Origin of the sequence: Lysobacter enzymogenes (assembly GCF_017355525.1) — a bacterium.
Classification (GTDB): domain Bacteria; phylum Pseudomonadota; class Gammaproteobacteria; order Xanthomonadales; family Xanthomonadaceae; genus Lysobacter; species Lysobacter enzymogenes_C.
Map to the genome: position 1 here is coordinate 4,797,225 of NZ_CP067395.1, position 23,273 is coordinate 4,820,497.

At 69.4% G+C, this 23,273-nt stretch carries 25 protein-coding genes and 1 tRNA gene; 17 read left to right on the top strand and 9 right to left on the bottom strand.

The genetic code is table 11. The annotated features are described in order from the left end of the window. Positions 1-106: 106 nt before the first annotated feature. A tRNA-Met gene (locus tag JHW38_RS20255) sits at positions 107-183 on the bottom strand. A gap of 126 nt (positions 184-309) precedes the next feature. Between JHW38_RS20255 and JHW38_RS20260 the strand changes: the two genes are divergently transcribed. From JHW38_RS20260 to bfr, 3 genes are all read left to right on the top strand, one after another. Beyond that, positions 310-927: an RNA pyrophosphohydrolase gene (locus JHW38_RS20260; protein WP_207523113.1), complete on the top strand. Its 618-nt coding sequence runs from the start codon at positions 310-312 to the stop codon at positions 925-927. A gap of 134 nt (positions 928-1,061) precedes the next feature. Continuing rightward, entirely contained in the window at positions 1,062-1,265 is a 204-nt protein-coding gene (locus tag JHW38_RS20265) for a (2Fe-2S)-binding protein (RefSeq protein ID WP_207526445.1), read from the top strand. A gap of 169 nt (positions 1,266-1,434) precedes the next feature. After that, a complete protein-coding gene (gene bfr, locus JHW38_RS20270; protein WP_207523114.1) occupies positions 1,435-1,908 on the top strand; it encodes a bacterioferritin in 474 nt (157 codons plus the stop codon). Positions 1,909-2,292: 384 nt separating this feature from the next. On the opposite strand, the gene JHW38_RS20275 is transcribed toward bfr, so the two are convergent. Beyond that, positions 2,293-2,886 (bottom strand): DUF4126 domain-containing protein, encoded by a 594-nt coding sequence (locus JHW38_RS20275; RefSeq protein ID WP_207523115.1) that lies wholly within the window; start codon positions 2,884-2,886, stop codon positions 2,293-2,295. A gap of 71 nt (positions 2,887-2,957) precedes the next feature. Between JHW38_RS20275 and JHW38_RS20280 the strand changes: the two genes are divergently transcribed. From JHW38_RS20280 to JHW38_RS20320, 9 genes are all read left to right on the top strand, one after another. Continuing rightward, the gene (locus tag JHW38_RS20280) at positions 2,958-3,695 is read left to right on the top strand and encodes a DUF6776 family protein (protein ID WP_207523116.1); all 738 of its coding nucleotides are present in this window, start codon (positions 2,958-2,960) and stop codon (positions 3,693-3,695) included. A 3-nt stretch (positions 3,696-3,698) separates the two neighbouring features. After that, a complete protein-coding gene (locus JHW38_RS20285; RefSeq protein ID WP_207523117.1) occupies positions 3,699-4,124 on the top strand; it encodes a bactofilin family protein in 426 nt (141 codons plus the stop codon). Positions 4,125-4,156: 32 nt separating this feature from the next. Next, the gene (locus tag JHW38_RS20290) at positions 4,157-4,945 is read left to right on the top strand and encodes a DUF6776 family protein (RefSeq protein ID WP_242691006.1); all 789 of its coding nucleotides are present in this window, start codon (positions 4,157-4,159) and stop codon (positions 4,943-4,945) included. Between the two features lie 157 nt (positions 4,946-5,102). Next, the gene (gene erpA / locus JHW38_RS20295; protein WP_207523118.1) at positions 5,103-5,477 is read left to right on the top strand and encodes an iron-sulfur cluster insertion protein ErpA; all 375 of its coding nucleotides are present in this window, start codon (positions 5,103-5,105) and stop codon (positions 5,475-5,477) included. Positions 5,478-5,509: 32 nt separating this feature from the next. After that, entirely contained in the window at positions 5,510-6,454 is a 945-nt protein-coding gene (gene nudC / locus JHW38_RS20300) for an NAD(+) diphosphatase (protein ID WP_207526447.1), read from the top strand. A gap of 279 nt (positions 6,455-6,733) precedes the next feature. Continuing rightward, positions 6,734-7,645, top strand: a complete 912-nt coding sequence (locus tag JHW38_RS20305; protein WP_207523119.1) for a hypothetical protein — start codon at positions 6,734-6,736, stop codon at positions 7,643-7,645. 441 nt (positions 7,646-8,086) lie between these two features. Next, positions 8,087-8,884 (top strand): RNA polymerase sigma factor, encoded by a 798-nt coding sequence (locus tag JHW38_RS25790; protein WP_343225432.1) that lies wholly within the window; start codon positions 8,087-8,089, stop codon positions 8,882-8,884. Beyond that, complete coding sequence (locus tag JHW38_RS20315) at positions 8,881-9,900, top strand: FecR family protein (RefSeq protein ID WP_207523120.1); 1,020 nt, start codon at positions 8,881-8,883, stop codon at positions 9,898-9,900. Before JHW38_RS25790 ends, JHW38_RS20315 begins: the two co-directional genes overlap by 4 nt. 93 nt (positions 9,901-9,993) lie before the next feature. Then, positions 9,994-12,873: a TonB-dependent receptor gene (locus JHW38_RS20320; RefSeq protein ID WP_207523121.1), complete on the top strand. Its 2,880-nt coding sequence runs from the start codon at positions 9,994-9,996 to the stop codon at positions 12,871-12,873. A gap of 42 nt (positions 12,874-12,915) precedes the next feature. Here the strand turns inward: JHW38_RS20320 and JHW38_RS20325 are convergent, their stop codons facing one another. The 3 genes from JHW38_RS20325 to JHW38_RS20335 form a co-directional block, all read right to left on the bottom strand. Next, on the bottom strand, positions 12,916-13,335 hold the full coding sequence (locus tag JHW38_RS20325) for a DUF2752 domain-containing protein (protein WP_207523122.1): 420 nt from the start codon (positions 13,333-13,335) through the stop codon (positions 12,916-12,918). A 13-nt stretch (positions 13,336-13,348) separates the two neighbouring features. Next, a complete protein-coding gene (locus JHW38_RS20330) occupies positions 13,349-13,681 on the bottom strand; it encodes a CD225/dispanin family protein (RefSeq protein WP_207523123.1) in 333 nt (110 codons plus the stop codon). A 120-nt stretch (positions 13,682-13,801) separates the two neighbouring features. Continuing rightward, positions 13,802-15,685: an MFS transporter gene (locus JHW38_RS20335; protein WP_207523124.1), complete on the bottom strand. Its 1,884-nt coding sequence runs from the start codon at positions 15,683-15,685 to the stop codon at positions 13,802-13,804. A gap of 453 nt (positions 15,686-16,138) precedes the next feature. Here JHW38_RS20335 and JHW38_RS20340 point away from each other — a divergent pair, with 453 nt between their 5' ends. After that, positions 16,139-17,197 carry an alpha/beta fold hydrolase gene (locus JHW38_RS20340; protein ID WP_207523125.1) on the top strand — a complete coding sequence of 353 codons (1,059 nt, stop codon included), beginning with the start codon at positions 16,139-16,141 and terminating at the stop codon, positions 17,195-17,197. A 140-nt stretch (positions 17,198-17,337) separates the two neighbouring features. On the opposite strand, the gene JHW38_RS20345 is transcribed toward JHW38_RS20340, so the two are convergent. Continuing rightward, positions 17,338-17,946, bottom strand: coding sequence for a mechanosensitive ion channel family protein (locus tag JHW38_RS20345; protein WP_207523126.1), 609 nt, complete (start codon positions 17,944-17,946; stop codon positions 17,338-17,340). Positions 17,947-18,137: 191 nt separating this feature from the next. On the opposite strand from JHW38_RS20345, the gene JHW38_RS20350 reads away from it, so the two are divergent. Then, positions 18,138-18,542, top strand: a complete 405-nt coding sequence (locus JHW38_RS20350) for a hypothetical protein (protein WP_207523127.1) — start codon at positions 18,138-18,140, stop codon at positions 18,540-18,542. A gap of 58 nt (positions 18,543-18,600) precedes the next feature. Then, a complete protein-coding gene (locus tag JHW38_RS20355; RefSeq protein WP_207523128.1) occupies positions 18,601-19,068 on the top strand; it encodes a hypothetical protein in 468 nt (155 codons plus the stop codon). A 16-nt stretch (positions 19,069-19,084) separates the two neighbouring features. On the opposite strand, the gene JHW38_RS20360 is transcribed toward JHW38_RS20355, so the two are convergent. Further along, on the bottom strand, positions 19,085-19,837 hold the full coding sequence (locus JHW38_RS20360; protein WP_207523129.1) for an SDR family oxidoreductase: 753 nt from the start codon (positions 19,835-19,837) through the stop codon (positions 19,085-19,087). Positions 19,838-19,936: 99 nt separating this feature from the next. On the opposite strand from JHW38_RS20360, the gene JHW38_RS20365 reads away from it, so the two are divergent. Next, complete coding sequence (locus JHW38_RS20365) at positions 19,937-20,842, top strand: AraC family transcriptional regulator (protein ID WP_207523130.1); 906 nt, start codon at positions 19,937-19,939, stop codon at positions 20,840-20,842. A gap of 12 nt (positions 20,843-20,854) precedes the next feature. Here JHW38_RS20365 and JHW38_RS20370 read toward each other — a convergent pair whose 3' ends face one another. Further along, positions 20,855-21,481 (bottom strand): DUF1345 domain-containing protein, encoded by a 627-nt coding sequence (locus JHW38_RS20370; protein WP_207523131.1) that lies wholly within the window; start codon positions 21,479-21,481, stop codon positions 20,855-20,857. Positions 21,482-21,649: 168 nt separating this feature from the next. On the opposite strand from JHW38_RS20370, the gene JHW38_RS20375 reads away from it, so the two are divergent. Beyond that, complete coding sequence (locus tag JHW38_RS20375; protein ID WP_207523132.1) at positions 21,650-22,582, top strand: hypothetical protein; 933 nt, start codon at positions 21,650-21,652, stop codon at positions 22,580-22,582. 21 nt (positions 22,583-22,603) lie between these two features. Here JHW38_RS20375 and JHW38_RS20380 read toward each other — a convergent pair whose 3' ends face one another. Next, on the bottom strand, positions 22,604-23,053 hold the full coding sequence (locus JHW38_RS20380; RefSeq protein ID WP_207523133.1) for a hypothetical protein: 450 nt from the start codon (positions 23,051-23,053) through the stop codon (positions 22,604-22,606). Between the last annotated feature and the right edge of the window lie 220 nt (positions 23,054-23,273).

Sequence of the window (23,273 nt, forward strand, 5' to 3'; positions counted from 1 at the left end):
CGCGGGCGCCGGTGCGAACGGCGGGGCGCGGCCTGCGGAGCGCGGATACGAAAAAGCCCGCTGCGCTGGCGGGCCCGGGCGGTGTTGCGGCGCGTTGTCTTGCTTATGGTGGCTATGGGTGGACTCGAACCACCGACCCCAGCATTATGAGTGCTGTGCTCTAACCGGCTGAGCTACATAGCCACGGTGAGCCGCGCATTCTTCATGTCCGGGCCGGTCTTGTCAATCCTTTCGCCCGGTTTTGCCCGGCTTGTCCTCTGGCCGGGCGCGTGGCAGAGTCGGACACAGTGCAATTCTGGAGTCCGCATCGTGATCGATCCGGACGGCTACAGACCCAATGTCGGCATCGTGCTGATGCATACCGACGGCCGCCTGTTCTGGGCGCGCCGGGTGCATCGCGACGGCTGGCAGTTCCCGCAGGGCGGGATGAACTCCGACGAGACGCCGCTCGAGGCCATGTACCGCGAGCTGCACGAGGAGACCGGCCTGCATCCCCATCACGTCGAAGTGCTCGGCGCCACTCCGGGCTGGCTGCGCTATCGCCTGCCGCGGCGGGCGGTGCGGCGCAACGACCGGCTGGTGTGCATCGGCCAGAAGCAGGTCTGGTTCCTGCTGCGGCTGACCGGCGAGGAGTCGGACCTGCGCCTGGACGCGACCGAGAAGCCCGAGTTCGACCACTGGCGCTGGGTCGACTTCTGGTACCCGCTGGAGCATGTGGTGATGTTCAAGCGCGGCGTCTACGCCAGCGCCCTGCGCCATCTGGCCCCGTTCGCCCGCCATGTCGCCGGCGCCCAGGCGGTGCCGCTGCCGTGCCCGGTCGCCGATCCGCGCTGCGAGGGCGGCCTCGGCGGGCGCCAGCATCAGCGGCCGCGGGCCCGTTCTGGCGGCCATTCGGCTTGCGGCGGCGGTTCCGAGCCCGGGGCCTGAGCCGGCGGCCAAGCCGGCCGCTCCGGCCGGCGGCGACGCCGTTAACGGATTGGGTCGCCGTTAATTGACAATCATTCGCATCCGTGGCGGAATGGTTCCCGCAGCCAGCCGGCTGCCAACCGAAGACCAGCGCCGTGTACGTCTGCATCTGCAACGGAGTCACCGACCGCGATATCCGCCAGGCCGCCGAAGCCGGTTGCCGCAGCGTGCCCGAGCTGACCATGCGCACCGGCGCCGGCGCCAATTGCGGCAGCTGCCTGGACCTGGCCGGCTCGCTGCTGGAACAGGCGCGCAACGTGCGCGAACTGCCGCTGTCGGTGCTGCAACACGCCGCCTGACCCCGCCGGCTTCCGCCGCGCCCCGCGTCATCCCGAACGGCCGCCTCGAGCGGCCGTTTTCGCATCCGCCTGCGAGCGGTTCCCGACTCCCGTTGCGCACGATTCGCGTTTCGTCATGGCCTGCGCGAAAGGGCTAGAGTGCCGCCCATCGCAACGCAGGAGACCGGCCGTGAAGGGCGATCCGAAAGTCATCGAGTACCTCAACAAAGCGCTCTACAACGAGCTGACCGCGATCAACCAGTACTTCCTGCACGCCAAGATGCTGAAGAACTGGGGCCTGAAGGAACTGGCCGATCACGAGTACCACGAGTCGATCGACGAGATGAAGCACGCCGACAAGCTGTCGGACCGCATCCTCTTTCTCGACGGCCTGCCGAATTTCCAGGCCCTGGGCAAGCTGCGCATCGGCGAGAATCCGCGCGAGTTGCTCGAGTGCGATCTGGCGCTGGAACTCGAAGCGATCCCGCTGCTGCGCGAAGCGATCAAGTACTGCGAGACCGTCAGCGACTACGTCAGCCGCAAGCTGTTCGCCGACATCCTGGATTCGGAAGAAGAACACGTCGACTGGATCGAAACCCAGCTGGCGCTGATCGAGCGCCTGGGCGAGCAGAACTACCTGCTGACCAAGATCGAAGACGAGTAAGCGCGGGAGCCTCGCGCTCCTTCGCCGCGGCGCGATCCACGAGCCAGCCGACGCCAGCCAGACGGATCGATACGCCGCACCGCCGCTTACGCGGCGACCTTCTCCAGCCAGCTTCGGCGATGCATCGCATCGCCGCGCCAGCCAGACGAAACCCGAGCCGCCGGCCCAGTGCCGGCGGTTTTTTTATGCCCGTTCGCAGCGCGGCGGCGTTGGCTCCCTGTAGGAGCGGCGCGAGCCGCGACCGCGGGGTTTCCGTTCGCGGCGAAACTTTCGGCGCAGTTGCGTTGCCGCGGTCGCGGCTCGCGCCGCTCCTACAGGGGGCCATTGCGACAAAAAAGCCGCCGGATTTCGCCGGCGGCTTGGATAAAAGAATTCGCGCGCCGCTCACCCCGCCTGCAACGGCCTGGGCTCGCGCTTGCGCCGCCGGAACAACAGCCGCCACAGCCACCACAGCATCAGCGCCAGGACCACGGTGATCGTCGCCACGATGCCCAGGCTCAGCCAGGGGTGGGCGAAGGCCAGCGCCAGCACGCCGAGCACGGCGGCGTCTTCGGTCACCGAGGCGGTCCAGTTGCTGACCGGTTCGGGCGAGGTGTTGAGCAGGGCGCGCGAGCCGGACTTGAGCAGGTGGCTGGTCAGGGCGACGCCGGCGCCGGCGGCGAGCGCGCCGGCGCCGAGCTGGCCGTCCGGCGACATCGTCGCCGCGGCCAGGAACGCGCCGACCGGCACCCGCAGCAGGGTGTGCAGCAGGTCCCAGCCCGAGTCCACGCCGGGGATCTTGTCGGCGAAGAACTCGCCGACCGTCAACAGGCCGCAGACCCCGAGCACCCACGGCGACTGGGTCGCCTGCAGGGCCGGGGGCAGGTCCAGCCAGCCGAGCATGCCGGCCAGGCCGACCCCGAACACGGTCAGATAGACCCGCACGCCCGACAGCCAGGCCAGAACTACGCCAACTGCGAACAGGTGCGCTTCGGACATCGCGGCGTTCCCGTTAAGATTGAAGGTTGAGTATAGGTAAAGCGGCGGCTTCGGGCCGTCGAAGTCCCCGTATGAGCAAAACTCCGCCGCCGCGCTTCGTCATCGTCCAGCAGCAGCCGGACAAGCGACCTTATATCTGGTCGGCGGTCGGCGTGGCGTGGGCGGCATCGCTGGCGCTGGCCTGGTGGTGGTCGCAGTCGCTGGCCGCGCCGCAGCTGCCCGAGCTCAAGTCCGAGCTGGCCCAGACCCAGCGCGAGCTGCGCCAGCGCCAGGGCGAGCTGGACAAGCTGGCCCAGCGCGAGGCCAACCTGCAGCGCTCCGACCAGATCAGCCGCGCCGCCAACAAGCAAGTGCAAAGCTCGCTGGCCCAGCGCGAGGAGGAAATCTCCGACCTGCGCGCCGACGTGGCCTTCTACGAACGCCTGGTCGGCGCCACCGCGCCGGCCAAGGGGCTGAACGTGCACTCGGTGGAGTTCCACCCCGAGGCCGGCGGCACCTGGCGGTACCAGATCGTCCTGACCCAAAACCTGAACCGCGGTGCGGTGAGCAGCGGGGGGCTGCAGTTCCAGGTCGAGGGGGTGCGCGGCGGCAAGCTCGCCAGCATCGGTTGGGACGAGTTGCACCAAAAGTCCAAGGCGCCCGCCCAGGACTACTCCTTCCGCTACTTCCAGACCCTCGACGGCAGCGTGATGCTGCCGGCCGGGTTCACTCCGCAACGCATCCGCGTTTCGTTGCGCGGAGAGAACGCCTCGATCGAGCAGCGCTTCGCCTGGAAGAGCGGCGTCACCGTAACGACTGGGGAAACCTGAAAGATGTTCAAGACCAACAGCAAACCGGCCCCGCTGCGCGAAGGCCAGGTCGACACCATGATCGGATCGCAGGTGGTGATCCGCGGCGACCTGCAATTCAGCGGCGGCCTGTATATCGAGGGCCGCATCATCGGCAAGCTGATCGCCGCCGACGGCCAGCCGGCCAGCCTGACCCTGGCCGAGAACGGCAGCATCGAGGGCGAGGTGCGCGCGCCGGTGGTGGTCATCAACGGCACCCTGCACGGCGACGTGTACGCCAGCGAGCGGGTCGAGCTGGCGTCCAAGGCCCGGGTCGAGGGCAACGTGCACTACAAGGTGGTCGAGATGACCGCCGGTTCGCAGCTGACCGGCCGCCTGATCCACGCCGACGCCACCGCCGCGCTGCCGCCGCCTGAAGCCGCGATTACCGCCGGCGCCCTGGTGGATTGAGCGCGGCCGCCGCCGCCCTCACGCTGGGGCGGATGAGCGAGGAAACCCGTCAAACCCGTCCCGCGCCCGCCGCCTCCGCGGCGGGCGCCGCGCACCCGTCGCAGCGCTGGCGTCTGCCGGCGATGGGGCTGCTGGCCGCGGCCCTGGCGTTCGGCGCCTGGGGGCTGTGGCGTTCGTTCAGCGGCCAGGGCCAGGACGCCCCGCCGCCGGCCCCGGCCGCGGCGCAGAGCCCGCGCCAGATGCAGGTCGAGCTGGAGCAACTGCGCCAGCGCGTGGCGACCCTCGGCCGCTCCGACGCGATCAGCCGTCAGGCCAACCGCGACCTGCAAAGCGCGCTGGCCGAGCGCGACGAGGAAATCTCCGGCCTGCGCGCCGACGTGGCCTTCTACGAGCGCCTGGTCGGCGCCACCGGCCAGCGCCGCGGCCTGACCGTACATGCGCTGAAGATGCAGCCGCAGAACGGCGCGCCCTCGGCCTGGCACTTCACCACGACCCTGACCCAGAACCTCAACCGCGGCGCGGTCAGCGCCGGCCGGCTGAGCCTGGCCCTGGAAGGCACCCGCAACGGCAAGCTCGAGAAGCTGGCCTGGAGCGACCTGCGCCAGCAGGCCGACGCGCCGGGCACCGGGTATTCGTTCAAGTATTTCGAGCAGGTCGAAGGCGACGTGTTCGTCCCGGCCGGGCTGACCCCGGTGCGGGTGACGGTGCGGCTGACCCCGCAATCCGGCGCCGCGGTCGAGCAGTCCTTCAGCTGGGCCGACGCGACCCGCGACGCGGTCGCGGCGCCGGCGGCGGCCGAGGCCGGCCGTCCGGGCACCTGATCGGCGCGGGCCCGCGTCCGCGCGGAGGCGGCGACCGGCCCTGGATCGCGCCGTCGCCCGGGCCGCACCCCATCCACCGCCGGATCGCGCCTTGGCGCGATCCGCTGTGTTCGCCTGGCGCGCTTGAATGCGCGGCATGCGGCCTTATCCTTAGCGCATGGAAATCGCCACGCTCAACGCCGCGCCGGGCTATCAGTCGCTGGAGCGCCCGCTGCAATTCACCTCCTCGGCCGCGCGCAAGGTGCGCGAGCTGATCGCCGAGGAAGGCAACGACGCGCTCAAGCTGCGCGTCTACATCCAGGGCGGCGGCTGCTCGGGCTTCCAGTACGGGTTCGAATTCGACGAACAGCAGGGCGAGGACGATCTGGCGGTGCAGACCGACGGCGTCGTCCTGCTGGTCGATCCGCTGAGCCTGCAATACCTGATGGGCGCGGAAGTCGACTACACCGAGAGCCTGCACGGTTCGCAGTTCGTGATCCGCAATCCGAACGCGAAGACCACCTGCGGCTGCGGTTCCTCGTTCGGCGTTTGAACACTCCGCGAGTGAGCACCGCCGAAGCCGCGCTGACCCAGGCCGCGCGTCCGTTCGCCTTCGTCGAGGCCGATGCCGCGTGGCGCGCCGCGCTGGATCGCGCCGACCACCTGCGCGAGCAGCCCGAAACCTTGATCGAACTGTGGCCGCGGGCGCGGGTGATCGTGCTCGACGCCAGCGGCAACGCCCTGGCCGACGACGACGGCGCCTTGCGCGCGCCGTTCGGGAGCGAACTCAGCGAAGGCCCCGGCGGCCCGGGCGCGGCGATCTTCCTCGGCCTGGACGGCGAGGGCGGCGCCTGGTTCGCGGTCGACGCCGAACTGATCGCCTTCGACGCGCCGCGCCGGGTCGACCTGCGCGCCGCTGCGGCGCAGTGGTCGCTGCTGCACGCCAGCGTGTTCGCGCAGGCGCGCGCGCTGCAGTTCTGGCGCAGCCGCAACCGGTTTTGCGGCGTCTGCGGCGGCACGGTCGGATTCGAGCGCGCCGGCTGGGCCGGACGCTGCGGGCAATGCGGCGTCGAACACTATCCGCGCACCGATCCGGCGGTGATCGTCGCCGTCAGCGACGGCGAGCGCTTGCTGCTCGGCCGCCAGGCGGCGTGGCCGCCGCGCCGGTTCTCGGTGATCGCCGGCTTCGTCGAGCCCGGCGAATCGCTGGAGCAGACCGTCGCGCGCGAAGTGCTGGAAGAAACCGGCGTGCGCGTGCGCAGCTGCCGTTACCTGGGTTCGCAGCCGTGGCCGTTCCCCGGCGCGCTGATGCTCGGCTTCGCCGCCGAAGCCGGCGCCGACGAGCCGCAGAGCAGCGCCGAACTCGAAGAAGTGCGTTGGTTCACCCTCGACGAGATCCGCGCGGCGATCGCCCGCGGCGAAGGCGGCGCGGACGACGGCGAGGGCTATCTGCTGTCGCCGAGCATTTCGATTTCGCGCTGGCTGATCGAGCAGTGGCGGTTGGCCGCCGAACAACGCGCGCGGCGTTGACCGAGTTGAGTCGCGCTGCATCGCAGCTCGAGCATCGGGCCTGAAGGTCCGCCCGCGGGAGCCGGTGGAAGGCCTGCCGCAAGAACGCCTTAAAGTCTTCCGCGCCGGCCGGTCGTAGAACCTCGCGCAACAGCGGCTTCGCGGCGCGCGGCTGTCGCGGCGGGGCGACAGGTCCGAGGCTTTTGTGCCCGCCGCAGCGCTATGCCGCAACGCGACCGCGCCTGCACGCGGTCGCGTTAGAATCCGGGCCAGATTCGCCACGCCAGGAGCGTCGCCCCGATGTCCGTCACCTTGATCGCCGCCGTCGTCGCTCTGGTGCTCGGCCATCTCGCCCAATCCCTGGCCGCGGGCGTGCGCCACTTCGGTTGGTTCGACGATTGGCTGCGCTGGATCGACAGCCGCTTTCCCGAAGGCAGCTTCTGGCGCAGCCGCTGGGGCCTGCTGATCGCGCTGGTGCCGCCGCTGCTGGCGGTGAGCCTGTTCCAGCTGGCACTGGCCGAACCGCTGATCGGGCTCGGCGGCCTGGTGTTCGCGATCTTCATCCTGTTCTACGCCTGGGGCCCGCGCGATCTGGATCTGGATGTCGAAGCGCTGGCCTCCGCGCGCGACGCCGGCGCCCGCCGCGAGGCCGCCGCGCGGCTGTGGCCGGACGGCGCGACGCCGGCGCTGGACGGCGGCTCGCTGGTCGAGGCGGTGTTCCGCAGCGCGTTGCGGCGCTGGTTCGGCGTGCTGTTCTGGTTCCTGCTGCTCGGCCCGGTCGGCGCGCTCGGTTATCGCCTGACGGCGTTGGCGGCCGAAGGCGAGGCCTCGCGCCGCTTGTCCGGCGAAACCCTGGCCGGCGCGCGCACCCTGCTGGCGCTGCTGGATTGGCCGGTGGCGCAGTTGCTGACCCTGGCGATGGCCCTGGTCGGCAATTTCGACACCGTGCTCGGCGCCTGGCGCGAAGCCGGCGGCGCCCGCTTCAGCCTGGACAACCGCTTCCTCGGCGCGGTCGCGCGCGCCAGCGTCAAGTGCGAGCTGGCCGAGGAGGCCGCCGACTACGTCAACGAGTCCGGCGTGCCCGGCCAAAGCGTGGCCGTGCTGACCGGCGAAGTGCCCGAGCTGCGCGACGCGATGAGCCTGGTCTGGCGCAGCCTGCTGGTGTGGCTGGCGGTGCTGGCGCTGTTCGTGATCGCCGGTTTCGTGGCCTGAACCGCCGCGCCGGCGCCCGCCGCCGGTCCGCCGCCCGCTTCCGTCCGTCCGGGCCTGCCGCGCTTTAGCCGCGATTTCGCCGCATTTCACGCGCGTTCCGCACGCTGCCGCACGGCCGCGGGTAGGGGGGCGCGCGCCGCCGCGCGTTTGTACATTCGGGTTCGGCGTAAAGCGCGAGCCGCGCGAGTCCGAGCCGTCGGCCACCCCGGCGTCTCGAGACGGTCCTGCCGAGGGGGCTGGACGGTCCGCGCGCCGCGGCGAAAGCCGGACCCGGGCGGCGTCTTCGGGCGCCGGCCGCGACAGCAGCCGGATCGGCGACAGCGACGATGGAACGCGCTTTACGAGTGCACGGGAGCCCGGCGCGAAGATCGGGCCCCGTGTGCCGCGTAGGCTCGCGATGTGCGTCTTGCGCCGGTCATCACGCTTGTGGAGGAGTCGGATTTGGCGAATCGCTTCACCTCGGTGCTTCAGGTCGGTTTGAATCAGGTCGGTTTGAATCAGCCCGGCTTGAATCAAGTCGGCATGAACCAGGCCGGCATGGGCCCGATCGGATTGGCGCCGGCAGCCGCGCAGGATCGGTCGGGCTTCGACTCCGGCTTCGTTAGCCCCTCCGCGGAGGCTGGGCTAGTATCGAAGCGGATAACCGGGACGTGGGCGAAGGTGGACGTGGGCGAGGAGTCATCGGCGGCGAACCAGCCCGCGACGGCGCAGCAGGAAGATCCGGGCTTCGTTGCGTTCCTGCGCGACAACCGCGAGGCGCTGATCGCGTTCCTGCGCAAGTCGGCGGCGTCGCACGAGGACGCGCAGGACATCGCCCAGGAAACGATGATGCGCATGCTGCGCTATCGCGACCAGCCTGCCGACGCCTTGAAGATCCTGATGTACCGCATCGCGATCAACGCGCTGAACGATCGCGGACGCCGGCAGAAGACCCGCCATGCGCCCGAGCACGTGAGTCTGGACGAGGACTACCACGCGCTGCCGTCGCAGGAACCCAGCCACGACCAACGCGTGGCGACCGAACAGGAACTGGCGCTGGTGCGCACGGCGATCATGCAGTTGCCGGTGCGCAGCCGGCAGATCTACCTGCTCAACCGCATCAACGGAATGAGTTACACGCAGATCGCGAAACACTGCGGCATTTCTGTAAAGGCGGTGGAGAAGAATATCGGCCGCGCGCTCGCGCTGTTGCGCGCGCGCATGAAGGAAAGCGGCTACGAGACCTTGCAAGAGCCATGAACACGACACTGCCCACATCGACGAATGCCAACGCGCCCGCCGCCGCGACCGGTCCGGACGACGGCCGCGCGGAAGCCTGGGTGGCGCGCCTGGAATCGCCCGAATGCACGGCGCAGGACCGCGCCGAGTTCGAGCGCTGGCTCGACGCCTCGCCGGCCCACGTGACCGACTACGTCGCCGCCGAGCGCGCCCATCAGGCCGCCGCGCAACTGGCCGGCGACGAGATGCTGCAGGCCGCCGCGCGCATCGCCTGGCGCCAGAGCGGACGCGAACGCGCGCGTTCGCGCTGGCGGGCGCCGACCGCGATGGCCGCTTCGTTCCTGCTCGCCGCCGCGATCGGCGTGGGCTGGATGCGCGCGCCGGCGCCGGTCGACGACCTGCGCTACGCCACCCAGCTCGGCGAGCAGCGTTCGCTCAAGCTCGGCGACGGCACCCAGGTGATGCTCGACACCGATACCCGGATCGTCGCGCGCTTCAGCGACGAGCGCCGCGAGATCGAAGTCGAGCACGGCCGCGTCCAGTTCCAGGTCGCCGCCGATCCGGCGCGGCCGTTCTCGGTCAAGGCCGGCACCGGCACCATCCGCGACATCGGCACCACGTTCCAGGTGGCCAAGAACGGCAGCGAGGTCAACGTCGGCCTGATCGAAGGCGAGGTGATGGTGTCGAACGGGCTGGCCCAGGCCGGCAGCACCCTGCGCCCGGGCCAGCAGCTCAGCTACGACCACAGCGGCCGGATGACGCCGCCGGAACCGCTCGACGTCGGCGCCGCCGAGTCGTGGCCGAGCGGCGACCTGGTGTTCAAGAACCGCCGCCTGGACGCCTTGCTGACCGAGATGAACCGCTATTCGGCGACCAAGCTGCGTCTGGCCGATCCGGACCTGGGCAAGATCACCGTCAGCGGCGTGTTCCACATCGGCGACCAGGCCGCCTTGCTGGAAGCCCTGGAACAGGGCTGGTCGTTGAAGGCCGAGCGCGCTGCGGACGACGAAATTGTGCTGCATCGCAATCCGGGTTGAGCCCCCTGGCCGCCGCGGCGGTGATATGGTTGGGCAGCGCCAACGACAGGGGGCGCTCCGGTTCAGCTGTAGCCCGATCGATGCGGTTGGTGGATGGCCAAGATTGCCCATGCGTTCATCGTTTCCATCGCGCTGACGTTTCCGCCTTTGGCTTTGGCCTTGCCGGCCTCGCAAGGCGATATTCCAGCCGATGGCTACACCATTTCTCCAGGCGCGTTGGACGACGCGCTGATCGCGTTCGCCACCCGTAACCGTTTGCAGCTGATCTATTCGCCGGCCCTGGTGGCGCGGCGGCGCACCGCCGGTCTGCGCGGCGAGCCGCCGGTGCGCGAGAGCCTGGCCCGCTTGCTGGACGGCACGGGCCTCACCGCGGTAGCCGTAAAAGCCAATGTCTACTTGCTGCAGCCGGCGCCGCGTCCGCGTCCGCAGCGGGTGCCGATCGCCGTGCCGGCCCCGGCCGCGGCGTCGCGCGGGCCGACCACGACCGAGTTGGACACCGTCCACGTCACCGGCTCGCGCATCGGCCGGGCCGCGTTCGAAAGCTCGCTGCCGCTGACCCTGATCACCAACGAACAGATCCGCGCCAGCGGCCACCAGACCCTGTTCGACGTGCTGCGGCTGATGCCGGGCATGAGCGGCCATCACCCGCGCAACGTCGCGACCGAGAACGGCGCCAGCCAGGTGCCGTCGGCGGCCGCGGCCTCGGCCAGCCTGTACTCGCTCGGCCCGCGCGCGACCCTGTTCCTGGTCGACGGCCGGCGCATGGCCAACTACGGTTTGGTCTCGACCGACTACGGCGCGCTGACCGACCTCAACGGCATTCCGTTGAGCATGGTCGACCACATCGAGATCGCCCACGGCGGCGCATCGGCGATCTACGGCGCCGACGCGATGGCCGGCGTGGTCAACATCATCCTCAAGAAGGATTACCGCGGCGCCGAAGTCGGCGCCAGCTACGGCGTGTCGCAGCGCGGCGACGCCGAGCAGCAGCGCCAATACGCGAGCTTCGGCGAGCAGACGCCCGGCGGCGGCAGCGTGTTCGTCAGCGTCGACCGCTTCACCCGCAACCCGCTGATCGGCAGCCAGCGCGCGTGGGCGACGATGGACCAGCGCCGCAACGGCGGCGCCGACGGGCGCTACAAGGCCGGTTATGGCCTGGGCTACGCCTATTGGATATTCGAGGCCACCAAGAACTGCGAAGACCGCGACGAGCAGACCAACCCGCGCTTCGACATCGATTGCCGGCTCGACCTGCCGCGTTACGTGAGCCTGCAGCCGGGCATCGACAGCAGCGCGCTGTACACCTACTTCCGCCAGCCGTTCGGCGAGAACAAGGAGTTCTACGCCGACCTGCGCGCGACCCGGGTCAAGCTGGACGTGCAGACCGCGCCGTTCAACGCGGCGCTGGCGTTGCCGGCCGAACACCCCGACGGGATCGTCGGCACGCGCTTGAATTATTGGTTCACCGACGTCGGCCCGATCCGCAGCCGCACCGTCACCACCACCCGCGATTTCACCGTCGGCGTCAAAGGCGAGCACGACCGCTGGGACTGGGACCTGAGCCTGGCGCAGCGCCGCAACAAGGTCGACAACCGCATCCGCGGCCTGATCAGCCTGCCGGTGGTGGAAGCCGAGGTTAAGACCCAGACCCTGCATTTCAACAAGTCCGAGACCAATACGCCCGACGTGCTGCAGCGGATTTCGCCGGCCACCACGCTCGGCGGCGAGATGGTGCTCGATACGCTGTCCGGCAGCCTCGAAGGGCCGCTGCTGGAATTGCCCGGCGGCGAGGCCAGCCTGGCCGTCGGCTTCGAAGCGCGGCGCGAAGTGCTGACCAACCGGCCCGACGACGCGTTCCTCAAGGGCGATGTGGCCCTGGCGCAGGAGTTCGACCTGCGCCGCGCCAGCCGCAACACCTCGGCGGTGTATGCCGAAGTCAACGTGCCGCTGCACGAAAACCTGTGGGTGGACGCGGCCTGGCGGGTGGACCGCAGCTCCGGCTACGGCAATCAGGTCTCGCCGATGTTCGGCCTGCGCTGGCAGCCGTTGAAGTCGCTGATCCTGCGCGCGTCGGCCAGCGAGGGCTACCGCGCGCCGACCTTGGCCGAGCTGCGCCGGCCGCTCTCGTTCGGCCAGACCCGCGACTACGTCGCCGCCAAGGACGTGGCGCTGCCGTGCGCGGTGCCGGTGTGGACCGAGCCGGACCAGACCGGCGAGGAGTACTGCTGGGTCGACGTGACCTCGAAGGTCAATACGCAACTGCGCCCGGAAACCTCGACCAGCCGCAACTTCGGCGCGGTGTGGTCGCCGAGCGAGAGCTTCACCCTGAGCCTGGACCGTTACCGCATCCATCGCAGCCACGAGATCCTGCCGGTCGAACCGATCGAATATCCCAAGCTGTTCCAGCAGTCGTTCGTCGGCGACGAATACGGCTATCTGGTCGGCGCGCAGCGCTATCTGAGCAACTACGGCAGCACCCGGGTCAGCGGTTGGGAACTCAGCGCCGACTACCGCCATCCGACCCGCAACTGGGGCGAGTTCGGCTTCCGCCTGACCGGCCATTACATGGACCGGCTGATGCGCCGCGTGCATCCGCAGGCGCCCGAGCTGGACTACGCCGGCTTCGGCGCGCCCGACACCACCGTGCTCGGCAGCGTGCGCTGGAGCTATCGCGACTGGATCACCACGCTCAACGTCCACTACATGGGTTCGGTCGAGGTGGCGCGCGATCGCCCGGGCTCGTCCTGCGCGACGTTTCTCGACGCGCCGCTGCGCTGCCGCACGCCGAGCGCGACCTTGCTCGATCTGGACCTGGCCTACGGCGGCTTCGACAAATGGCTGATCGGGCTCAACATCAGCAACCTCAACGACCGCCGCCCGGTCAACTACGACTACAACAGCGGCGGCTACAGCCTGGTCGACGACGACCCGGTCGGGCGCTATTACCTGTTGAGCGCGATGTACCGCTTCTGAGCGTTTCGCGTTCGCGCCGCGCGCGTGCGCTGCGTGGGCGGGTCAGCCCGGCGCCAGCCATGAGAACGGCGGCCACGGCAGATTGCGCAGCACCCAGAACCCGCCGATCAGCGGCAGCCAGAACCTGGCGCTGAGCAGCGTCGCCAGCGCGCGCCGCGGCAGCGGCAATCGGTAGCCCAGGCTGTGCAGCACCAGCAGCGGCAAGGTCAGCGCCAGCACCGGCAGCAAAGGATTCATCGCCGCGGCCTGGGCGAGATCGCCGTGGACCAGCGCGTGCAGCGCGCGGGTCATGCCGCAGCCCGGGCAGTACAGCCCGGTCAGGTGATAGAACACGCAGCCCGGCAGCGGGCTGCCGGCGGCGTTGGGGTCCACGCGTTGCAGCACCCACGCGCCGGCCGCCGCGGCCGCGCCGGCGGCGGCGACGGTCGCGGCGAGCGCGTAATGGCGGGCGGGCGCTTGCACGGCGCGGGCGGGCTCAGCGGCCCTGCGCGTGCTGGAGCTGCTGCAGGAATTCCTGCGACATGAACGACATGCCGTTGATGAAGAACGACAGGATCGTCCACAACACGCCGACCGCGACCAGCGCGGTGCCGATCCAGCACCACAGCTTGGCCTGCTCGGACGCGCGGCGCGCGCCGGCGTCGTCGCCGGCGGCGAACTTGCTGCTGACCTGGCTGCCGAACACGATCGCCACCACGCCCGGCGCGGCGCCGATCAGGCAGCAGAAGCAGGCGCCCAGCACGGTGACGATGATCGACCAGACCAGATAGTTCGGATACGGCGGCGTGGCGGCGACGGGCTGGTTCATAGCGACTCTCCCCTGAGTCTTCGATCCGCGCCGGAGCGGCGGCGGTTGCCGGCATCCTAACAGCGCCGGCGCCGCCCGGGCACGCCGAATGCGCCGGAGCGGCGCAGCACGGCGCCGGCCTTACGCGCGGTCGCCGCGCAGCGCCCGCACCTGCGCTTCCAGGATTTCCGCGGTCAGTCCGTGCGGATCGCGCGGCGGATCGGCGACCACCTCGACCTCGGCGCGGAACCGGCGCGGCACGCGCATGCGGCGCAGGCGCGAATCGCGCTTGCTCCACATGCTGCTCCACATGCCGCGCAGCGCCATCGGCACCACCGGGACCGGGGTCGTCTCCAGAATCCGCTCCACGCCCGACTTGAACGGCGCGATCTCGCCGTCCTTGGTCAGCGCGCCCTCGGGGAAGATGCCGACCAGCTCGCCGTCGGCCAGCGCCGCCTCGATTTCCTCCATCGCGCGGCGCAGCACCTCCGGGTCTTCCCTCGCGCCGGCGATCGGAATGGTCTTGGCGGTGCGGAAGATCCAGTTCATCACCGGGATGTTGAAGATCTTATAGTACATGACGAAGCGCATCGGCCGCGACACGCTCGCGCTGAGGATCAATGGGTCCATGTAGCTGACGTGGTTGCACACCACCAGCGCCGCGCCTTCGTCGGGAATGCGCTCGGTGCCCGATACGCGCAGCCGGTACAGGCCGCGCACCAGCACCCAGCTGAGGAAGCGCATCAGGAACTCGGGCACGATGGTGAAGATGTAGATCGCGACCATCGCGTTGAGGATGCCCAGCGCCAGGAACACCTGCGGAATGGTCCAGTGGAAGAAGCGCTGCACGATCACGCCGAGCGCCGCGGCCAGCACGATGAAGCCGGCGTTCTGGATGTTCATGCCGGCGATCACGCGCGACAGCTCGTTCTTCGGCGAGCGGTTCTGGATCAGCGCGAACAGCGGCACCACGAAGAAGCCGGCGAACACGCCGATGCCGACCAGGTCCATCATGACCCGCCACGCGCCCGCGCTGTGGACGAAGCCGCTCACGTCCAGGCCCTTGGCCGTGGCCATGCCGGGGTGGGCGAAATACAGGTCGACCATGAAGGCGGTCATGCCGAACGCGCCCAACGGCACCAGGCCGATTTCGACCGTGCGCGCGGAGAGTTTTTCGCACAGCATCGAACCCACGCCGGTGCCGATCGAGAACAGCGCCAGGGCGAAGATGTACAGCGTCGGCCCGCCGCCGAGGTTGTCCTCGGCATAGCCCGGCAGCTGCGAGGTCAGCACCGTGCCGACGAACCAGAACCACGACACGCCGAGGATCGAATTGCGCACCGCCGGCTGGCGCCGGGTCATGCGCATGATCTTCACCGACTCGGGAATCGGGTTCCAGTTGATCTTGAGGTCCGGCTCGCCGGCGTCGGCGCGCGGGATCAGGCGGCTGACGATGTTGCCGGTGACCGCCAGCGCGATGATCGCCACCGCCGCGACGATCGGGCCGTGCGCGCCGGCCAGGGTGAAGATCAGGCCGCCGAAGATCATGCCGGCGAGGATCGAGATCGAAGTGCCCATCTCGACCAGGCCGTTGCCGCCGGTGAGTTCCTCGGGCTTGAGCACCGACGGCAGGATCGAATACTTGACCGGCCCGAACAGGGTCGACTGCAAGCCGGTGCAGAACAGCGCGACCAGCAGCACGCTCATGTTCTGGGTCAAAAAGCCGACCGCCGCCAGCGACATGATGACGATTTCCATCGTCGTGGTGATGCGGATGAGCTTGTGCTTCTCCAGCTTCTCGGCGATCTGCCCCGCGGTGGCCGAGAACAGGAAGTACGGCAGGATGAACAAGGCCGGCGCGAGGTTGGTGTAGAGCGTGCGTTGATCGTCGCTGACGCCCAGATAGAACAGCAGGCCGATGATCGCCTGCCGGTACACGTTGTCGTTGAAGGCGCCGAACGCCTGGGTGAGGAAGAACGGCAGGAAGCGCCGTTGGGTGAGCAACGCGAACTGGTTGTGCGCCATGCCGTCCTGCTGTCCGGTCGGGTCCGCACGTCGATGTGCGGCTCATGCGAAGGATTCGCGCTGGGAGCCTAGCAAAAGGGGCTGACGCGGGTGTAGCGGGGTCGGGCGGGTAGCTTGAAAGTAGCCTGGGCAGGCTGCGGGCTTAGACCGCGAGCCTGCGCTCAGGCCGTGGGCGGGCGGTTAGGACGGGGCTGGGCCTTGGCCGGGCGATGGCAAGCTCCGGGGAACGGGCAGGGCGGGCCGCCTCGGCGCAGGCTGCCGGTTGCTCTGCGCTCGTTTGTGGCCCTTCGATGCGGCGCGGCGACGGTTGCCGGTGGACGCCGGTTTGTATCCCACTGTATCGCCGCGCCCGCCGCCGACGCTGGCATACAAAACCGCGGTGGCGCCGACACCTTGGCGATACCCCGCGCAGGCGAAATGGCTCCACCCAACGCCACGCCGCCGGAGCCCGCCATGACCGCCACCCCGACCGACCGCCCCCTCGACGCGCAGCGCCGCAGCCTGCTCGGCGGCGCCGCCCTGGCCCTGCTGGCCGGCCCGCTCGGCGCCGTCGCGCCCGCTTTCGCCGCCGCCGCGCCGCGCGCCGCCGCCGCGCCGGCTGCGTCAGCGCCCGCCGCCTGGGGCCCGCTCAAGCAGATCGACGCCGGCGTACTGCGGGTGAGCTACGCCGAACTCGGCCCGCGCCACGGCACCCCGGTGCTGCTGCTGCACGGCTGGCCTTACGACATCCACACCTACGCCGAAGTCGCGCCGATCCTGGCCAAGCAGGGTTACCGCGTCATCGTCCCGTACCTGCGCGGCTACGGCGCGACCGCGTTCCTGTCCGCCGACACCGCGCGCAACGGCCAGCAAGCCGCGCTCGCCGTCGACGCCATCGCCCTGCTCGACGCGCTCGGCATCGAATCGGCGATCTTCGGCGGCTGCGACTGGGGCGCGCGCACGGTCGGCATCATGGCCGCGCTGTGGCCGCAGCGCTGCAAAGGGCTGGTGTCGGTCAGCGGCTACCTGATCGGCAACCAGCGCGCCGGCGAAGCGCCGCTGGCGCCGAAGGCCGAGCTGCAATGGTGGTACCAGTTCTACTTCGCCACCGAGCGCGGCGAACGCGGCTACGCCCAGAACCGCGGCGAATTCGCCCGCCTGATCTGGGAGCTGGCTTCGCCGCAATGGCGTTTCGACGATGCGACGTTCGCGCGCAGCGCGGCGGCGTTCGACAATCCCGATCATGTCGCGATCGTCATCCACAACTACCGTTGGCGGTTGGGGCTGGTGCAGGGCGAAGCGCGCTTCGACGAACTGGAAGCGCGGCTGGCCAAAGCGCCGAACATCGTGGTACCGACGATCACGCTGGAAGGCGACGCCAACGGCGCGCCGCACCCGCCGGCCGAAGCGTATGCGCGCAAGTTCGCCGGCAAGTACCAGCACCGCGAGATCAAGGGCGGGATCGGCCACAACCTGCCGCAAGAGGCGCCGCAGGCATTTGCGCAGGCCATCGTCGACGTGACCAGACTCTGACGAATGCGTGGCTGACTCCCTGTAGGAGCGGCGCGAGCCGCGACCGCGAACTTTCGCGCTCGCGGCGCAACCATCGTCGTAGCTGAGGATTCGCGGTCGCGACTCGCGTCGCTCCTACAGGGAGATCGCGCGGCCTACGCTCACCGTCCGCCCGCGTCTTGCCACTCCGCGCCTTCGGCGGTCCTTTGCTCGCGCACCACCCGGCTCCACTCCGGCTCATGCCGCCAGCGCCGCGTCGTGCGCTGGAAAAACTGGCTGTTCGGCACCTGCAACACCGTGTCGTCGCCGTTGGCGTGGGTTTCCTGCAGCGTCGTGTAAACGAAATTGATGTCGACCACGCGCCCCTTCAACCCCGGCTTGTCGCCGTTCTCCAACACCTCGATGTAGTCGTACAGGCGGAACGGCCGCGTGGTGAGGATCAGGAACGCGCAGAAGATGTTCGACAACACGCTCCACGCCGCGAAGAACGCCACCGCGCCGACCGCGACGAACCCGGTCAGCGTGGTCCACACCACCGACCCTGAAATCCCGACCCGGTTGAGGAACATCAGCAAGGCAGTGATGTAGATCACCGTGCTGAGCCCGCGCCGCAGCCCCAGCGCGAACGCCGGCGCGATGTCGTAACGCGTCGACATCCGCTTCAGCAACTGGCGCAGCAGCGTGGTCAGCAGCCAGGCGACGGCCAGGATCGCGAAGGCCTCGCCGATTTTCGTGGCGATGTAGGTGGCCTGGGCGAGCATGGGGGACATTGCGGGGTTTGCCTTTTGAGAGGACGGGCCGGGGCGGCAGTGTAAGGGGGAGCGGGTTAGTGCGGCGTTCCCGGGGCGGGTTCGATATCCGGGAACGGCCCGATCCAGACCGTGTCTGGCTTCAAGGGCGCTCTGGCGGGCAGACCTGCGTTCAATGACAATTGCGGTTCAACGACCTATAGGGGGTAGGCGTGGACCTGAGCAATGTCACTTTCAACAAGAACCACAAACTCGAAGCAGCCGCGAAGGATGCGATCACGGGACTGCGCTTGCTGGTGTTCGCTTTCCTGGCGAGCATCCTCGCGACGGGGCTGGTGATCGTAGCCGCGGATGCCCAGGACCCGGGTGCGCTGGGCTGGGTGGGGTCGGCGCTGACGGTCGCCGCCTTCGTGGCCGGCGCGTACGGCAGTTATCTGGCGGCGAGCGCGCTGGGCTGGTCGGGCGCCATCACCGGCGTGATCGTGGTGTCGACGATCATTCCGTACCTGCGGTTGATCTGCATCGTGGTACTGCTGTTCTTCTCGGTCAGCCTGATCCGCAAGGCGGGATATCGGATTTCCTTGTTCGGTCCGTTGTACAAGCGGCCAGAGGCTTGAGCATGCGCCGGCCGGAAGCGTTCGCTTCTTGGCCGTCGGCTAGCGAGCACGATCGGTAATGGGCAACCAACGCCAAATCCGCCAAGTATCCCCACGCGACGGCGTCGGCGTCGTCATCGCCGTGCGCGCCGGTGGCCGCGGCGAGGTGCTGCGGGTCCTGGGCGACACCTCGGTGCGCCACTTCTACACGTTCTTTTCCCCGGCGGGCGAGCGGATCGCGTTTCCGAATCTCGACGGGCCCGATGTGGACCTGGACCCGCAGGACCGGGATGCCGTCATCATCCAGAGTGGCGGCAAGATGTGGTGCGGTTATGAGGCCTTCGTGCAGAACCTGCACGAGCTGGCGCCGTTCCTGGAGGATGCGAAGTTCTACGTCGCCGACGAGGACTGGCACGTCGACGAGGCCGACCTGCGAGATGGCGCGCTGCACTTCCGCCGCGTCGGCGAAGGCTATGTCACCGTGACGTCCTTCCTCGAAGATCGCCGCGCCAACGCTGCTGACGAGGCGTCGCCATCCGGGTCATGAGCCGCGGCGCGGTCCGTTACGCCGCCACCCGCCGCTCCGCCAGCGCCACCGCATCCGCCCCAGCCGGATAACCCAGTCGCTGCGAACCATCGTTCGCCGCCAGCCACACCGCCTCAGCCACGTCGTTCTCGTGCGTCACCGCGGCGATGTCTCCCAGCCCCGCGAACACGCGCTGCGCGAACGGCGCGTACGCATCGGGAATCAATCCCTGCATCCGCTGCTGCCCGTTGGCGGTGAAGCGCGTGCTCGGGCCGTAGCCGGGCTGGACCAGTTTGACCCGCACGCCGAACGCGTCGAGTTCGTGCGAGAGCGAGGCGGTGAAGCCTTCGATCGCGGTCTTGCTGGCGGTGTAGGCGGCCACCAGCGGGAACGGGGCGAGCACGGCGCTGGAGGTGACGTTGACCAGGACGCCGGCGCCGCGGGCGCGGAACTGCGGGACGACCGCCTGGCACAGGGCCATGACGCCGAAGGTGTTGGTGTCGAAGATCTCGCGCACGGTCGTCATCGGCGTGGCTTCGAACGCGCCGAACAGGCCCAGGCCGGCGTTGTTGACGACGACGTCGACGGGGCCGGCGGCGTCGACGGCGGCGGCGATGCTGTCTTCGCAGGTGACGTCGAGGGCGACGACGCGCAGGCGCTCGTCGGTCGGCAGCAGATCGTGACGGGGGCGGCGCATGCCGGCGACGACCTTCCAGCCCTGGGCGTGGAAGTGGCGAGCGGTGGCCAGGCCGTAGCCGGACGAGCAGCCGGTGATCAGGACGGTGTTCATGGGCGGACTCCTTGGTGGGTGGGTGTGGCGCCACCTTAGGCCGCATGCGGCGGATGATCGATAACATATAGTTCAGGTTTCTTTAGTCAGAGTCCGGAAATGAGCGATCCCTTGTCCGAGGTGGTCCAGCTGCTGCGTCCGCGCGCGGTGTTCGCCAACCTCATCAGCGGCCGCGGCGCCTGGGCCGTGCGCTACGCCGAGTACGGCCAGCCCGGGTTCTGCATCGTGCTGGAGGGCCATTGCCGGCTGGCGGTCGACGGCCACCCGCCGATCAAGATCCGCGCCGGCGATTTCGTCCTGCTGCCGACCACGCCGGCGTTCACCCTGTCGAGCTTCGCGCCGGCGCCGCCGGTGTTCATCGATCCCAGGGTCACGCCGGGCGGCGGCGCCGAGTTGCGCCATGGCGAGCAGAGCGGCCCGGCGCAGATGCGCTCGCTCGGCGGCGCGTTCGCGTTCGACCGCGCCGATGCCGCGTTGCTGGTGTCGCTGCTGCCGCGGGTGGTGCACGTGCCCGGTTCGCAGCGGCTGATGCAGTTGGTGCGCATGGTCGGCGAGGAGTACGCGCAGCAGCAGCCGGGCGCGGAGTTCATGCTCAGCCGGCTGGCCGAGATGCTGTTGATCGAAGCGATGCGCGCGGCCAGCGCCGGCGATGCGCCGCCGGGCTTGTTGCGCGGCCTCGGCGACGAGCGCCTGACGCTGGCGTTGCAACGCATGCATGCGCAGGTCGAACGGCCTTGGACGGTGGCGCAGTTGGCCGCGGCGGCGGCGTTGTCGCGCTCGGCGTTCTTCGAGCGCTTCACCCGCGTGGTCGGCATGGCGCCGATGGAGTATCTGCTGGCGTGGCGGATGGAGATCGCCAAGGACCTGCTGCGCCGCGGCGAGCTCAGCGTGGCGCAGATCGCCGAACGCGTCGGCTACGGCTCCGGCAGCGCGTTCAGCGTGGCGTTCGCGCGCCGGGTCGGATCGCCGCCGAGCCGCTATCCGGCGACCGCGGCGCAGGCGTGAGCGCGGCGCCTTTCAGTTCGCCGCCACCGCCACGTTGACCGCCGCGGCCACCAGCACCGCGTTGAAGAAGTAGGCGACGATGGAATGCATCAGCGCGAACCGCCGCATCGCTTGCCCGGTGATCGAGACGTCCGCGGTCTGCGCGGTCATGCCGATCACGAACGAGAAATAGATGAAGTCCATCGCGGTGGGCTCGGTCTCGCCGGGAAACTCCAGGCCGCCGCGCGGCGCGTGCTTGGGGCCGGGACGCCAGTAGAGATGGGCGTAATGGGTGGCCGCCATCATGTGGATGGTCGCCCAGCCCAGCGGGATCGACAGCAGCGCGAACGTCAGCCACGCCGGGCTGGGCCGGTCGGCGGCGTTGATGGTCATGAACAGCACGGCCAGCGCGGTGCTGACGGTGGCGACCACGATCATGAACAAGGTATAGACCGGCACGTCGCTGCGCACCGCGGCCTTGCGCAGGCGTTCGCCGCTCAGTCGCCACAAGGCGGGGATGTCGTAGGCGAGGTAGACCAGAAAGAAGCTGTTGGCGGCGACGATGATCGCGCGCTGCCAACCGAGCCAGCCCGCGAGCGAGAAGCCGAGCGCTAACGCGGCGCCGATCAGCAGGAACAGGACTCGGCGGAAATCGAACATGGACAGTCCTCGTCGGCGCGCCGTCAGCGGAGCGGCGGCGCGGTCAGGATAGCGCCGCGGCCGACACAGCCGCCAGGGCGGCGGCGGTCCGGCGAGCGCGGTGGCGAATCGTCTCGAGCGGGGTGTACTACTGTCGGCCGACCCGGCCGATCGACGCCAAGGAGCCGCATGACCACGGACGACCCGCTCTGGACCCTGATGCTCGCCGCCGTCGGCCAGCGCATCGACAGCCCGCAGGGGCTGGCCCTGATCGAGGCCATCGGCGCCAAGCCGCTGCGTGCGGTGACGCCGCACAACTTCTCCGACTGCACCATCGCCAAGCCGCTGGGCATCGCCGTGTCGGCGACGCCGATTCCGAAGCACCGCGCCTTCTGGCCGCCGCGGCGCGAGAAGCGGGCGTACGTGAACTACATCCACCGGATCGAACTGACGCCGCCGTACTCGGGGCATCTGCCCGGCGGCATGCAGTGGTCGCACACCAAGGCGGATCTGGATGCGATCGCCGACTTCGAGTTGCGCGGCTCCAGTCGGATTCCGTACTGGAACTTCGACGCCCCCGCGCCGGACCTGAAGCTGACGGCCTGTGCCGCGAGCAACGGCCAGTTCCCGCCGACGCAGCCGGCGGCCGACCGGCTGCTGATCCAGTTGGCCGAAGAAGTCGATTTCATCAGCGCCGACGCCGACGCCGAGACCCGCAAGCCGTTGGTGCATGTCGAGGATGCGTTCTTCGCGGCATGGTGCGCCTTGAACGACGTGCTCGACGAAACCCGGTTCGATGCGGACGCGTTGCGGCCCTTGCGCGAGCGCTGCGTCAGCCCGCTAACGTTCCTGCACGGCTTCTGCGGCCGCCTGCTGTGGAGCGGCGATGTGCGGCCGCCGTTGCGCGAGTTCGTGTGGGCGTACTACATGGGGACGCGCACGCCCGATGAGCTGCGTTGGGTGACGGACCTTTCCGCGCAGTTCGGAAGTTCCAACCACTTCAGGGACGATCCCGCGCAGATGACCCAGGATACCTGGGCCAACTACGACGCGGTCGCGCCGCGCATCGCGCAGCGGTTCGCGCAATGGCAGCGCGGCGAATTCGCGCCGAAACAACGGTAGGCGCGCAACGACGCGGCGCGCTCAGCGCCAGACCGCCCACCAGGGTTTGCTCTCCGCCGGCGGCTCGTACGCCGGCACCGGCCGCAACACCGCCCAGCCGCTTTCCGCGTGCGACATATACAAGCGCTGCGCGAACGTGCGCCCGTCGGCGTTGCGCACGTTCTGGGTCACCAGGAAAAACTTGCCGCCGAAGTGTTCGACCGCGACGACGCTGGTGCTGACGCCGAGGAAGTCCGGCAGGCTGGTTTGCCGCCATTCGCGTTCCAGCGCCTGCGCGATGTCGGCCGGCGCGGCCTGCGCCGGCGGCGCGGGCGCGTTGCCGCGCGCGCGCGGGTGGTGCAGCAGCAGTTCGGCTTCGTGTTCGAAATTGCGGCATCGCAGCGCGAGCTCGCGGTCGCCGTTGCGGCAGGCGTCTTCGAGCGCGTGCAGCGCGTTTTCGGGCGTGGACAGGTCTAGCTCGGAGTGGGTCAACGTGATGCCCCGGTCGGTTGAACGGTCGTGCGGGACCGATTGCGCTTCAGCGGCACGGTCGTGCCGTTGGGATGCATCCGTAGGGATCGTAGCTCATTCGCTTGGGCGCGGTTCGATGACGCCGCGGTCGTGGGTCACGGATGCGTCGATTGGGTTAGCGCGATGTGAATCGGTTGCGGCCTGTGAACGAAAGAATTCCTGCGGCGGCGGACTGGACGGC

Bases quoted from the DNA above. Each gene is read 5' to 3' on its own strand.
- JHW38_RS20275 (WP_207523115.1), bottom strand. From the start codon at position 2,886: ATGTCCGAAGCGCACCTGTTCGCAGTTGGCGTAGTTCTGGCCTGGCTG.
- JHW38_RS20280 (WP_207523116.1), top strand. From the start codon at position 2,958: ATGAGCAAAACTCCGCCGCCGCGCTTCGTCATCGTCCAGCAGCAGCCG.
- JHW38_RS20285 (WP_207523117.1), top strand. From the start codon at position 3,699: ATGTTCAAGACCAACAGCAAACCGGCCCCGCTGCGCGAAGGCCAGGTC.
- JHW38_RS20290 (WP_242691006.1), top strand. From the start codon at position 4,157: ATGAGCGAGGAAACCCGTCAAACCCGTCCCGCGCCCGCCGCCTCCGCG.
- erpA (WP_207523118.1), top strand. From the start codon at position 5,103: ATGGAAATCGCCACGCTCAACGCCGCGCCGGGCTATCAGTCGCTGGAG.
- JHW38_RS20305 (WP_207523119.1), top strand. From the start codon at position 6,734: ATGTCCGTCACCTTGATCGCCGCCGTCGTCGCTCTGGTGCTCGGCCAT.
- JHW38_RS20315 (WP_207523120.1), top strand. From the start codon at position 8,881: ATGAACACGACACTGCCCACATCGACGAATGCCAACGCGCCCGCCGCC.
- JHW38_RS20320 (WP_207523121.1), top strand. From the start codon at position 9,994: ATGGCCAAGATTGCCCATGCGTTCATCGTTTCCATCGCGCTGACGTTT.
- JHW38_RS20330 (WP_207523123.1), bottom strand. From the start codon at position 13,681: ATGAACCAGCCCGTCGCCGCCACGCCGCCGTATCCGAACTATCTGGTC.
- JHW38_RS20335 (WP_207523124.1), bottom strand. From the start codon at position 15,685: ATGGCGCACAACCAGTTCGCGTTGCTCACCCAACGGCGCTTCCTGCCG.
- JHW38_RS20340 (WP_207523125.1), top strand. From the start codon at position 16,139: ATGACCGCCACCCCGACCGACCGCCCCCTCGACGCGCAGCGCCGCAGC.
- JHW38_RS20345 (WP_207523126.1), bottom strand. From the start codon at position 17,946: ATGTCCCCCATGCTCGCCCAGGCCACCTACATCGCCACGAAAATCGGC.
- JHW38_RS20355 (WP_207523128.1), top strand. From the start codon at position 18,601: ATGGGCAACCAACGCCAAATCCGCCAAGTATCCCCACGCGACGGCGTC.
- JHW38_RS20360 (WP_207523129.1), bottom strand. From the start codon at position 19,837: ATGAACACCGTCCTGATCACCGGCTGCTCGTCCGGCTACGGCCTGGCC.
- JHW38_RS20365 (WP_207523130.1), top strand. From the start codon at position 19,937: ATGAGCGATCCCTTGTCCGAGGTGGTCCAGCTGCTGCGTCCGCGCGCG.
- JHW38_RS20370 (WP_207523131.1), bottom strand. From the start codon at position 21,481: ATGTTCGATTTCCGCCGAGTCCTGTTCCTGCTGATCGGCGCCGCGTTA.
- JHW38_RS20375 (WP_207523132.1), top strand. From the start codon at position 21,650: ATGACCACGGACGACCCGCTCTGGACCCTGATGCTCGCCGCCGTCGGC.